The organism is Fusibacter sp. QWL-12 (assembly GCF_058683495.1).
The window spans coordinates 1915189-1927295 of the sequence record NZ_CM178745.1; the positions used below are offsets into that span (position 1 = coordinate 1915189).

The following is a 12107-nucleotide window of genomic DNA, read 5'->3' on the forward strand; positions in this document are numbered from 1 at the left end:
TTTTTTGTATTTATATAATGGTTAGATTGAAAGTAAATGAAATATAATGTTACATTGAATTTCAAGTATTTAAATGGGGACTTATGAATACGATAAAGCTGAAAATTAAAAATGAATATGAAAACATCCGAGCTAACACGATCCATGAGGTTATAGTCAGTTTAATTATTCTCATCTATTTAACTTCAATTCCAAGTGTTGTATTTTCTACCTATGGCATGCAACAGCAAATACTTACGATTACAATTTTTTCGCTACTCTCGATGATGAACTATATCATTGTACATATAGCGAAGTATATGAATTTTAAAAGTGAAACGCGATTTAAAATTTACCTTGCTATGTCATTGTTTTATTTGGTGTTAATTAATTTTTCAGCACCAGGAAAGTATATGACAACGACAGGATCTGCTGTGATTGTTTTTCTAATTGTCATGTTTTTAAGTCTTTCAAAAGCACTTTTAGTCATTCAAGGGGTTGTGACGCTAATGTTTACAATAACCAATGGATATCTTGCCATTGGACAGACTGTAGATATAGGTTCAGGTTATGTCTTTAATATTACAGGTATGGTACTTTTAGCTGGTTTCACACTATATAAGGGAATTGGCATGTACCGAAAATTTGAAGAACTCTACCTTGATCAACTCATATCTGTAAATGAAATGAACCTCGAGCTTACAGCACTTAATGAAGAATATGTGGCTGCTGAAGAGGAGCTTAGATATCAGTACGATGAGATCTCCAGATTAAATAAGGATTTTACAAACCTAAATGATTTTTTAAGTGCCTTACTTAAGGTAACAGAAGATGGTTTTTTAACCTATAACTTGCTCACTAAAGAATCAAAGCTTTATAATAGAATGACAAGCTTGATGGGAATTGAGACTTTCGAAATCGTAGACGAGGTACCTAACTTTTATCATAATATAGACGAAAAAGATCAAACTACATTTTTAGAACTATGGAAAAGTCTTTTAAAGCATGAGATTCACTATGGCAAAATCGAGGTTTCTTATCATCATGAAAATAAGACCCATGATTTAAGGTTGGCACTTTTGATTTCACATTCGAAGTTAGGTGAAACAGTGCTCGTTGTTGCAGTTAAAGATATTACTAGACAGAAGCGAAGTGAAAGGGAGCTATTGTTCCAAGTGGATCATGATTTGCTCACCAGTGCCTATAATCTCGATGGATTTGTCAAACGATTGGATCGGGACTTAAAAAACTATCCAGACTTAGATTACTACATCATTTTACTGGACATCGATAATTTTAAATACATTAACAATTCTTTTGGTTATGAAATAGGCAATCGAATTCTAGTGGCGATAATTGATATTTTGAGAGACTTTGACTGTGTTAAGGACGATATAGCAAGAACGAACGGCGATACCGTGGTCTTTAAGGTGACAACTGAAATTTCTCTAGAAGAAATCCTAATGAATCTGAATGAATTGTTGGCAACTGTAAAAGTAAATAATGTCGTCTACAAAGTACCTGTCAGTATCGGTATTTCTGATACAAGAAATCGATTATCTGCTATAGACATGGTTAGAAACGCAGAAACAGCGATGTATAAAGTAAAAGAAAAAGGAAAGGGTGGCTTTGCACTTCACGATACAGCGTATCAAGAGCTACTCGAGAAGAAATATCGCATTTTTAGTAAGATCAACGAAGGAATTGAAAACAAGGAATTTTACAACGTGTATCAACCTATTGTAGATGCCCATAATCGAGAGGTTGTCGGTTTTGAGACTCTAGTGAGATGGCGTTCAAGTGAATTGGGTATGGTTTTCCCAAATGAATTTATAGAAGTAGCGGAGCAAACTGGACAGATTATAGACCTTGGGAATTATATCCTTGAGGAAGCTTTGAAGTTTATATCAAAAGCGGTTGAGATTAATCCAAACTTAATGATTTCAATAAATATTTCACCGAAACAGCTTTTCGAGGTACATTTTTTAAAGAGACTTCAAGAGTTTTTGCAAAAACACAATGTTTCAGTGTCCAGTGTTGCACTTGAAATCACAGAGTCAGTCTATATTGAAAATCAAGAAATCGCTAGAAATATCCTAAAATCGTTACAGACGATGGGTATAACCATCTATCTCGATGACTTTGGCACCGGTTATTCCTCGCTCAGTTACCTCAATAACTTGCCGATCAATAAGCTAAAGATCGATCGAGAGTTTATCAATTCAATTCAAAAAAATGAGAGTTCAAATGCACTATTGATCGGTATCATTAATTTAGCAAAGTCGCTTGGATTTGAAACTATAGCAGAGGGTGTAGAAACAGAAGAACAGCTTGAAGCGTTAAAGTCTTATCAGTGTGATTTTATACAGGGTTACTACTTTGATAAACCTTTAGAGGCTATAGAAGCGATGAATCGACTAAGCCATATATATATATAATTTAAAGATGTAATGAAACCTCATAATTTAATTATGAGGTTTTTTTGTGAGAATTTTCTTATTTTATTAATAGAGACATCAAATTGCTAATATAGTAAAATGTGTAATTTACTTGTTTTGGAAAAGATAGGGTATTTTAAGTAACGCCTTTTAACCCATTTGAGATAGGTATTAATACCTAGTTAACAAAAAGTTCATGTTATAAATTGTGAAATCGGTGTACATATATTACATTAAGTGCATAAATAAAATTTAAATAGAGATCGGCACAAATTTTGAGTGGATGAGGGATGGTATGAAAAATAAAAACAATTTTTTTGTAAATTTAAAGATTAGGAATAAACTCTATTTGGGATTTTCATTGATGATTATCATTATAGTGATTTTATCCTTGATTAACGTAAGCAATTATCGCGCTATGAATAATCAAATTGAGATTTACGATCTCGTATCAGATATGGAAGCCAATGTGTTAGCAGCAAGAATTGAACAGGTTCGATTTCAACAGGATGGTTTGGCGGACACATCAGCTAAGGTACAAAGTAGCCTTGATATAGCGAAATCGTCTATCGAACAGGCTTCTTCACTTATGAAGTCAGAAGCGAATAAAAATAATTCAGCTAAAATCATTCAGGATCTAGATCAATATGTTGCTAGATTCAACACGTATGTGCAGATGGAATCAGAAAAAGACAACCAAAGTGTAATTATGTTGGATGAATCAACGATTGCATATGATCGTCTTAACGAGACGTTAAGACTAGAGGAAGAGTATATCTTAACCCTCACTGATCCTGAGGAAATAAAGGCTTCATATGAGAAATATGTCTTACTAAGAAAAATCAATATGGCCTTTATGAATATGAATACGCATATGAAAGATTATCAAATTGATAAGAATACTGAAAACCACCAGGCCTTTGACGATAGCGTTATTCAAGTGAAGGACGAAATTGCAAATGCAAGGACGATTTTGAAAGCTCAAGATGTTTTGGATGAACTAAACACTGCAGAAGCTTCAATCATTACCTATGATGGTGCATTTGATAAATATGTGGACTTGACGTCGCAACAGATTGAAGAGGCTAACTCGGTAAGAGCTGTAGCTACAAGTATTTCAGATACTGCAGCCGTTATCAGACAAGGCGTGTTGGATTATGTCTCTAACCTCGAAAGCAAAATTAATTTCTTAAATCTGATCTTAACAATAGGCGCAATTATCTTAAGTGGTATTGTTGCATTAATCATCACATCTATGATTACGAAACCACTCAAAAAGACTGTGACGATTATGGATAGTATTGCAGCGTATGATTTAACAACTGTTTTAGATGAGAAGTTTATCTCAAGAAAAGATGAAATGGGACATTTGGCTAAGTCGATCAATCAAGTCAGTCACAATCTTATAGAGATTCTTAAGAATATCAGCTATACTTCAGATCAGTTGGCTTCATCAGCAGAGGAATTGGCTGCAACCAGTTTAATGAGTGCGAACTCAGGCAATGAAGTAGCAAAAACCATTGAAGAAATTGCTGAAGGTGCGACCAATCAAGCTAAAAACACATCTAATGGCGTTGATAGTGCCAACGATTTGGGCAGATTACTTGAACAAGATGCTGACAGAATTAACAGCCTTTCAGATGCAGCCGGTCAAGTTAGTCAGCTTAAAGATGAAGGAATGAAAATTGTTGACCATCTCGTCGTCGAAACGGAACGAAATAGTGAGGCGTCAAATTCAGTATATGATATCGTTCAAGAGACGAATAAAAGTACAGAAAAAATAGAAGTAGCAAGTCAGATGATTAAAAGCATCGCAGATCAAACCAATCTTCTAGCTCTAAATGCGGCTATAGAAGCGGCGCGTGCTGGCGAAGCTGGTCGAGGATTCTCTGTAGTGGCTGAAGAGATTAGAAAGCTAGCTGAGCAATCGACTGCTTTTACAGAAGACATCCAAAACACCATCAATGATCTGATTAAGAAATCACTTCAAGCAGTAAATACAATGAAGGATTCACAGCAAATTACGCTTTCACAGTCTAAAAGTGTTGAACTGACTTCGGATAAGTTTATGGGAATATCAGCTGCTGTCGATCATATTTTAAATCAAATTTCAGAGATTACAGAATCAAGAAATGTGATGACTACAAAAAAAGAAGATTTAATCGATCTCATGGGCAGTTTGTCGGCGATATCAGAGGAAAATGCAGCGGGGACAGAACAAGCGGCAGCTGCAATTCAAGAACAGTCAGCATCTATGGATGAAATCTCGGAAGCAAGCAACGAGCTGGCTAAGATAGCAGAAGAGTTAAAAATGGCAGTGTCTAGATTCAAACTATAGTGTGCATTTAGCATTAAAAATCTAAAGTTTTAAGAACCCCCTAAGTGTGTATACAAGAAATACGTATTTGTAAACGCATAAGGGGGTTTTATTTACTTGTTTCTCATAACGGTGATAAAACCATCAAGTATATCATGACTTATGATAAATCCTTTTTTAAGATAAAAATGGAGTGCATCTGTATTGCCATTAGAGACAAAGATAAAGTGATTTTCTATCTCTGGAAAGCCACTAAGCCATGCCATTGATCGATCAAATAATTGACTGCCGATCCCTCTTCCACGATATTCAGGAATGATGTAAAATTGTGATAAACAACCGACCAGATCCCCTTTAACAGAGTCCATCTCAAAAAACTTACCAAAAGGGCCTTCGGCGTAAGATAATTTTGAATTGATGTTGGCATAAGCATACGCAACGATTAAATCAGCCTCTTTCGCTACTAAAATATGATTTTTCATTGCACCTTTTACTGAAGGTAAAAGTCTGGTTTCAAATGTCATCGTATCAAATCGTTCAGGTGTGATAAAAGCTTTGGTTTTTTGAAATTTCATCAAGTCATTGCAAAGTACCCGTAGTGCTTTAAGGTTAACTTCGTGTAAAACTTCGTACGTAATTCCCATAACGAACTCCTTTTTGTTGACCGTAATATGCCTTTCAGTTACAATTTTAATTGAAAGTTAGAAATGTACAAGTATGCAAGATATACTGATTAAGGAAGAAAAAACTGAGTAAAGAGGATACATATGTCTAATGAAAAATATATGAGCAAATACGATACTTGTCCACTTTCCGCTGCTATCGATGTGATCGGTGGAAAATGGCGCCTTCCGGTTATCTGGGCGATCCATAAGAATGGCGTTGTTAGATACAATGAATTAAAAAGACAGGTTGAAGGCATCACAAACATGATGCTGACTCAGTCGCTTAAAGAGCTAGAGGGACACGGCGTCGTCAAAAGAACTCAATATGCAGAAATTCCACCACGAGTAGAATACACCCTTTCAAATAAAGGTGAAGCACTCATACCGACGTTAAAAGCGTTGGCAGATTGGGGGAAGGCATTATAATTTAAGCGTTTGAGGGGGCTTATGAAAAAATTTGTTCAAAGAGGTTATACCTGTCAAAAAAAATCTTTAATGGTTTTACTTATTCTAATGATGCTGGTGTTATCAGGCTGTGCTGACAGTCATGATACCGAGCTCATCGAGTTTGGAACATTGGATTTAAGTGAATGGGTGCCAAAGGACGACGTAACAGTTAAACTAAATGGCGAATGGGAACTATATCCGGGGCAACTTATCTTTCCAGGAGAATTTGATGCTTTCGCAGAGGACAAGATTTATTTTCATGTTCCCAATCCATACAAAACTGGGGCGCACGGTGAAGTGCTCGAAAAAGATGGCGTAGCAACGCTAAGACTGGTTATCAAAATGCCTGAAACTGCACCTGAAACAGAGGTTTATGGGCTAATCGTCAGACAGGTAATGACGGCATCAAAGGTTTGGATCAACGGTGTTTCTTATTCTGAGGTTGGATTCGTTACGAATGATCCAGATGCGTTTAAAGGTAGCTTTGAACGACAAATGATCACATTTAAACAAGAGCTTCCTGAGCTTGAAATAGTGATCCAAGCGGCAAATTATCATAACATAACCGGCAAGATTAGAGACATTCAGTTGGGCACGGCACTGGCGATTAAACACCACTATATTCAAAGTGTTTCCACCGATATATTTATTGCTGGAGCGCTTGTCATAATGGCGGTGTATCATTTTGCGTTGTTTTTAAAACGACGCTCTTATAAAGCACCACTTTATTTTGGCTTTTTTTGCTTGATTATCTCGCTGCGCAATGTTTTAGTTGGCGGTAGATTTGTCTATGAGTTCTTCCCAAACATTACGGTAGAACAGTTGAATCGATCGGCATATCTTACTGTCTACGGAGGATTGCCATTTATCGTCGCATTTTTTAGAACTCTTTTTCCTAGGAAAATACCTGCTAAGCTCGTGTATGCATTAGTCGCTTTAACATTATCGGCGAGTAGCTTAACCCTACTTACACCTATCAGTCTATATAGCAAATTGCTTTTACTATATGAAGTCGTATTCGCATTGATTTTCCTATATGTACTGTATGCAATCTTCTACGAAGTCACGCAAAAAACACAGGGAGCACTCATCCTTTTTATAGGTGTGCTTGTCTTCGTAGGTGCAACCTTTAACGACATGCTTCTTCAAGAGGGGATTATCCAAACGAGGTCGCTTGCATCTATCGGATTTTTTATCTTCATCTTTTCTCAGGCGTACATTATGGCAATTCAGTTTTCAGATGCCTTTAATAAGGTTGATAAACTAATGGAAGAGAATAAGGCCGTGTATAGAGACGATTTGACTGGACTTCTAAACAGAAAAGGATACTATGAAAAAGCTGAAACCGTACTGAAAGAAGCGAGAGAAAGTAGACGTTCCTTTGCTATTATCTATGGTGACTTAAACCGTTTTAAACAAGTGAACGATAATTACGGTCACAAAGAAGGCGATAAGGCACTGATCATGGCGGCTAACCTATTGGTTGAAGGCTCGCACAAGTCCGATGTAGTTGCTAGATTAAGTGGCGATGAGTTTATCATACTGTCAACAGAGCTTAAAACAGATGCAGCTGTATTAGATCGAATCAATCAGGTGAGCATTTTATTTGATAATTATAATAAAAAGTCGGTAAAACCTTATCAACTATCCATCAGTATGGGTTATGCCTTATATGATGCAGATGCAAATCAAAGCCTAGATATGTTGATGCTGGTAGCGGATAAAGGCTTATATGTACAAAAAGAATCGTTTGCAAAAGCAAGTGATCGACGAACAAAATAAAGATGATCGATTTGGAATGGAGCAATACAATGAAGAAAACAAATGTAGAACGTATCTTAGAACAAAGTAAGGTCCAATTTACGGTGGCACACTATGAACCTGACGATGGAAAAATTGATGGTGTATCCGTAGCTGAAAAAGTAGGCAAACCAGTGGAATGCGTTTATAAAACACTTGTCACCATGGGGCAGAGCAAACAGCTTTATGTATTATTGATCCCTGTAGCTGAGAATTTAGATTTGAAGAAAGCTGCAAAGGTTTGTGGCGAAAAAAGTATTGAAATGATTCCCGTTAAAGACATTGAAAAATATACAGGCTATATAAGAGGTGGCTGTTCACCTATAGGGATGAAAAAGAAATATAAAACCTTTATACATGACGCTGCAACTGAACTCGACGAAATCACAGTAAGTGGTGGTAAGATTGGGACACAAGTATCACTCAATCCTGAAGTGTTAAGGCAAATGATACAAGCTGAGTTTTCTGATTTAATTACGTCTTAATCTTCATGGAGGTTATATGAAGCCAGTAAAAGCATTGGAAGCACTACTTGAGAAAATTAAGAAGGACTATGCGGATGACATCGCTATCGTCGTGGTGATGGGATCGACGATCTATGGTGAAACACATGCTCGAAGCGATTTGGATCTATACTTTGTCGTTGATAATGATCGAGGTTACGAACTGGGCAAAGTGTTTATCATCGATGGTATCGGTTATGATTTTTGGCCAATTTCTTGGGAAAGACTTACGAGAATCGCCAATCACGATGAGCGAATTACTTCGATCATCACCGAAGGTAAAATTATGTACTACAAGGATCAGACAGCGTTGGATCGGTTTATGTCGCTTAAGGAGATTGCACTTGATACGAAGGACCGTGAAAAGTTTGAGTACAAGGCGTTTTCCAAGCTGACTGAGGCGTACCGCCCACTTTATCAACTGGTACAAACAGAAGACCTGTCTGTAGCGAGGCGATTTGGGATAGAAGTTATCTATTCAGTCACAAATGCCATTGCGCTGTTTAACTCAGATACGGTAAAACGTGGTCGAGGTAAGTTGAAAAAAGAAATTCTTTCAATGGCACTTGTTCCACCTGAGTTTGATAGATTATACGACACGGTGTTTGTATCAAATGAAATAGAAATAATAAAATCAGACATCATTCAGTTGTTTGAAGCTACAAAGCGTTATTTTGAGTCTAAGAAAACGACACATCCATTTAAAGATTGTTTTATAGACTTTTATGAGGAACTCATTAATTCCTATAATAAGATTGGTCGTGCAGTTGAGATCAACGATGCACAGACTTGTTTGTTTGTCGCTGTTGAGATGGATATTGAGTTAACGCCAACGCTTGATAGAGCAGGGCTAGACTTAAGTGTTCTCCCTAATCTAGTCGCAGCCTATCGTTCAGATGATTTGGTCAATTTTGGTCTAGCTGCAAAGGCACATCAAATAGCCTTAGAAGCGCTTTTAAAGGAAAATGGCGTTGCTTTAAGAATATTGAATGACGAACTGGCGCTGAGACAGTTCTTAGGGCTTTAAATTATGATTATGATATAAAAAAGTGAGCTGAGATTAATATCAGCTCACTTTTTATATATGCTAATTAGTAGTTATTAATTAGTAGTCACTATTGATCTTCCATAGCTCTCATTTTTTCTTGTTTTGTTCTCTCTACAAATCGTCCTAAGAAAAAGGCGATGATCCCAACACCGATACCCGTTTGAACACAGAAAAGTAAGCTTTCGACTTCTCCAGGCAGTTCGCCATCGATCCATCTTTCCATAACCGGGGTGAACCAGGGTTCGTATTCAGTACCTGTAATTTCAGAGACCACCTGACTGCCTGCATCATCAGAACCACCAAATTCAGCGCCTTTTACGAGGAAAAGTGGAACAATCGCGATGATTAGAACGAGGGAGAGCAATAAAACGACCTTTAACTTTGTTTTTTTCATCACTCTTCACCTACCTTTATAAATCCAATGCCCTTAAGCTCAGATTTTGCATAAGTTTCAAGCGCCATGATGATTAAGACACTGAGGATGCCTTCGATAATTGCCAGTGGGATTTGAGTCGGAGCGAAAACTGCAAGGAATTTTGCGCCTGAAACCAGAAAGCCACCAGATTCTGAAGGATAAGCAAGCGCAAGTTGTAAGCTTGTGATGCAGTAAGTGAAAAGATCACCTAAAGCTGCAGCTAAAAACACGCTCATATGCTTGCCGACTTTGAGTTTGCGACAGATCACATAGACGGCATAGGTTAAAAAAGGCCCTGCGATCGCCATTGAAAATGTGTTTGCACCCAGTGACGTCAAGCCGCCGTGTGCAAGTAGAATTGCTTGAAAAATGAGTACAATTACGCCAAGTACACTTACAGCAGTTGGACCAAAGAGGATCGCACCTAGGCCTGTTCCTGTCATATGCGAACAACTACCTGTAACTGAGGGGATTTTTAACGATGAAATGACAAAAATAAACGCACCGGACATAGCGATGAGTGTGATTGATTTGCGATCGTTGTTAACCGTTTTCTTTATAGATAGATAACCCAGTACTAAGAATGGCAGTGTAATTGCGCCCCATAGGATACAATACATTGGTGGTAGATAACCTTCCATAATATGCATTGCATTTGAAACTGGTACAAAGCCGACGATGAAAGCAATGGCGATACTGACCATAAAGATCGTTTTTTGTTTCAAATTCATGATGTGTCCTCCCTATCAAATATTGGTGTAATTTTTAATCAGCGCTTTTAGCGCTTCAGAGGTTCTTGGATAATCATCATTAGCAGGTAGAAGGGAAGCTTCTACCATTGCCTCATAAACAGCTAGCAGGCTTGGCTTTACGAGATTGGCTCTTTTTAAAAGCGCATCGTTCTTGAAAATCTCAAGAGCAGTACCATCACCTATGATTTGTCCCTTGTCAAACACCACCACTCGATCTGCCCAGCGATAGGCAAACTCAATATCATGAGTGGACAAGATCAAGGTTTTACCCGAAGCATTTAGATCGTGAAGTAGGCTTTCGAGCATTTGACTGCCGACAGGATCAAGAGAGGCAGTGGGTTCATCAAATATGATGACTTCAGGATGCATCGATAGAATGCCTGCTATCGTGACACGTTTCTTTTCACCACCACTTAGATAATGAGGTGGGCGATCTGAAAGTTCGGTCAGGTTTAGAGTTTCAAGTGCAGCGTCAACGCGCTGAGTTACCTCTGAACGAGACAGCTTTAAATTCATAGGTCCAAAACCGACTTCCGAACGTACGGTGGACGCAATGATCTGGTTATCTGCATCTTGGAAAACGATGCCGATGTGCTTTCTAAGATTTTTAAGACTGCCCTTATTAAGCTCAGTTCCGCGATAAAGGATCGACCCTTCGTCAGGCGAATAAACCCCATTTATATTTAAAAAGAAGGTAGATTTTCCAGAACCATTGGCGCCGATAACGGCGATTTTTTCGCCTTCACTAATGATGAGGTCAATGCCGTTTAAAGCATTCGTACCGCTGCCATAGGTATATTTTAACTGTTTGACTTCAAGTATGGTTTCAGTGCGCATTTTATCCCCTTAAGTATGAATTTAGCCCTACCATGAAAATGAAACTGACGAGAACAGATACTGTTGCTAAAAGCTTAGGATTAAAGTACCTTTCTTCCTCGTAGTAATGGTATTCACCTTCATAACATCTGGATTCCATTGCAATATAGTATTGATTGGCCTTTTTAATAGATTGAATGAGTAGCCCAGCTGCGATTTGACTAAACGTCCTCAGGGAGGCTTTATAGTCGACATAACCATTCCTCGACTCAGCAGCATTTTTCATACGCATCGTAACGTCTAGTAGTATGAAAATAAACCTATAAGTCAGTGCCATCAGCTCTATGATCAAGCTTGGAAGATGACACTTTTTTAGTACTAAGATTACCTCTGAAGATGGCGTAGTAAGCGCCAACATCTGCAAACAGCTAATGGCTGCAAACATTTTTAATCCCAATAATCCAGCTGCTTTCAGAAGATCAAGATTTGTATAGAGATACCCACTCAAAAATCTGACCGATAAACCGGAAGGCACCAGCGTGCTATAATCGACACTAATCGTCAATAGACTCAGAAGTATGAAAGTTATCGGAATTGAAAGAACTCTCAAATACTGAACCAGACTCAGTTTGCCGATAACGACCACAAGAAACATCGCTGTCACCAAGATCATCGTGGAGACCAGCGCAGAATCGAATCCGATTCCCATCAACAGAAGTGAGATTGAAAGAACTGACTTTAGTACTGGGTGCCAGTGTTTTAATCCCGATTGATAGGCATAGTAATCGATTGAGAGCGATTCACCGTGATGATGATGTTTTTTACCTTGCGTCTTTGCTGATTTTAGGACGTTTGCGAAGATGATCATAATCATGATCAAGATATATGATAATGCGATGAGTTTCATTTGATTCCTGCTTTCATAAT

Annotated in this window: 11 protein-coding genes; 6 read left to right on the top strand and 5 right to left on the bottom strand. The window is 37.8% G+C overall.

Annotated features, from left to right (window positions below):
* The first annotated feature begins 83 nt into the window (after positions 1–83).
* Both AC4PID_RS09370 and AC4PID_RS09375 read left to right on the top strand, forming a co-directional pair.
* Positions 84–2417 carry a sensor domain-containing protein gene (locus tag AC4PID_RS09370; protein WP_492135311.1) on the top strand — a complete coding sequence of 778 codons (2334 nt, stop codon included), beginning with the start codon at positions 84–86 and terminating at the stop codon, positions 2415–2417.
* Between the two features lie 295 nt (positions 2418–2712).
* Positions 2713–4755, top strand: a complete 2043-nt coding sequence (locus AC4PID_RS09375) for a methyl-accepting chemotaxis protein (protein WP_492135312.1) — start codon at positions 2713–2715, stop codon at positions 4753–4755.
* 92 nt (positions 4756–4847) lie between these two features.
* Here the strand turns inward: AC4PID_RS09375 and AC4PID_RS09380 are convergent, their stop codons facing one another.
* Positions 4848–5378 (bottom strand): GNAT family N-acetyltransferase, encoded by a 531-nt coding sequence (locus AC4PID_RS09380; protein WP_492135313.1) that lies wholly within the window; start codon positions 5376–5378, stop codon positions 4848–4850.
* A 123-nt stretch (positions 5379–5501) separates the two neighbouring features.
* Between AC4PID_RS09380 and AC4PID_RS09385 the strand changes: the two genes are divergently transcribed.
* The 4 genes from AC4PID_RS09385 to AC4PID_RS09400 are packed head-to-tail and all read left to right on the top strand — an operon-like array spanning position 5502 to position 9176.
* On the top strand, positions 5502–5825 hold the full coding sequence (locus AC4PID_RS09385; RefSeq protein ID WP_492135314.1) for a winged helix-turn-helix transcriptional regulator: 324 nt from the start codon (positions 5502–5504) through the stop codon (positions 5823–5825).
* Between the two features lie 21 nt (positions 5826–5846).
* Positions 5847–7628 (top strand): sensor domain-containing diguanylate cyclase, encoded by a 1782-nt coding sequence (locus AC4PID_RS09390; RefSeq protein WP_492135315.1) that lies wholly within the window; start codon positions 5847–5849, stop codon positions 7626–7628.
* Positions 7629–7657: 29 nt separating this feature from the next.
* Positions 7658–8131: a Cys-tRNA(Pro) deacylase gene (ybaK, locus tag AC4PID_RS09395; RefSeq protein ID WP_492135316.1), complete on the top strand. Its 474-nt coding sequence runs from the start codon at positions 7658–7660 to the stop codon at positions 8129–8131.
* 16 nt (positions 8132–8147) lie between these two features.
* Positions 8148–9176 (top strand): kanamycin nucleotidyltransferase C-terminal domain-containing protein, encoded by a 1029-nt coding sequence (locus AC4PID_RS09400; protein ID WP_492135317.1) that lies wholly within the window; start codon positions 8148–8150, stop codon positions 9174–9176.
* Between the two features lie 88 nt (positions 9177–9264).
* Here AC4PID_RS09400 and AC4PID_RS09405 read toward each other — a convergent pair whose 3' ends face one another.
* Genes AC4PID_RS09405 through cbiQ form a run of 4 tightly spaced genes read right to left on the bottom strand, consistent with a single transcriptional unit; the run spans position 9265 to position 12087 of the window.
* Entirely contained in the window at positions 9265–9591 is a 327-nt protein-coding gene (locus tag AC4PID_RS09405; RefSeq protein ID WP_492135318.1) for an energy-coupling factor ABC transporter substrate-binding protein, read from the bottom strand.
* Positions 9591–10343, bottom strand: coding sequence for an energy-coupling factor ABC transporter permease (locus tag AC4PID_RS09410; protein WP_492135319.1), 753 nt, complete (start codon positions 10341–10343; stop codon positions 9591–9593). Before AC4PID_RS09410 ends, AC4PID_RS09405 begins: the two co-directional genes overlap by 1 nt.
* A 15-nt stretch (positions 10344–10358) precedes the next feature.
* Entirely contained in the window at positions 10359–11201 is an 843-nt protein-coding gene (locus AC4PID_RS09415) for an energy-coupling factor ABC transporter ATP-binding protein (RefSeq protein WP_492135320.1), read from the bottom strand.
* A gap of 1 nt (position 11202) precedes the next feature.
* Entirely contained in the window at positions 11203–12087 is an 885-nt protein-coding gene (gene cbiQ / locus AC4PID_RS09420; protein ID WP_492135321.1) for a cobalt ECF transporter T component CbiQ, read from the bottom strand.
* Between the last annotated feature and the right edge of the window lie 20 nt (positions 12088–12107).

Excerpts from the sequence above, each read along its gene's own strand:
- AC4PID_RS09370 (WP_492135311.1), top strand. The coding sequence starts at position 84 with ATGAATACGATAAAGCTGAAAATTAAAAATGAATATGAAAACATCCGA.
- AC4PID_RS09390 (WP_492135315.1), top strand. The coding sequence starts at position 5,847 with ATGAAAAAATTTGTTCAAAGAGGTTATACCTGTCAAAAAAAATCTTTA.
- AC4PID_RS09380 (WP_492135313.1), bottom strand. The coding sequence starts at position 5,378 with ATGGGAATTACGTACGAAGTTTTACACGAAGTTAACCTTAAAGCACTA.
- AC4PID_RS09375 (WP_492135312.1), top strand. The coding sequence starts at position 2,713 with ATGAAAAATAAAAACAATTTTTTTGTAAATTTAAAGATTAGGAATAAA.
- cbiQ (WP_492135321.1), bottom strand. The coding sequence starts at position 12,087 with ATGAAACTCATCGCATTATCATATATCTTGATCATGATTATGATCATC.
- ybaK (WP_492135316.1), top strand. The coding sequence starts at position 7,658 with ATGAAGAAAACAAATGTAGAACGTATCTTAGAACAAAGTAAGGTCCAA.
- AC4PID_RS09400 (WP_492135317.1), top strand. The coding sequence starts at position 8,148 with ATGAAGCCAGTAAAAGCATTGGAAGCACTACTTGAGAAAATTAAGAAG.
- AC4PID_RS09405 (WP_492135318.1), bottom strand. The coding sequence starts at position 9,591 with ATGAAAAAAACAAAGTTAAAGGTCGTTTTATTGCTCTCCCTCGTTCTA.
- AC4PID_RS09415 (WP_492135320.1), bottom strand. The coding sequence starts at position 11,201 with ATGCGCACTGAAACCATACTTGAAGTCAAACAGTTAAAATATACCTAT.
- AC4PID_RS09410 (WP_492135319.1), bottom strand. The coding sequence starts at position 10,343 with ATGAATTTGAAACAAAAAACGATCTTTATGGTCAGTATCGCCATTGCT.
- AC4PID_RS09385 (WP_492135314.1), top strand. The coding sequence starts at position 5,502 with ATGTCTAATGAAAAATATATGAGCAAATACGATACTTGTCCACTTTCC.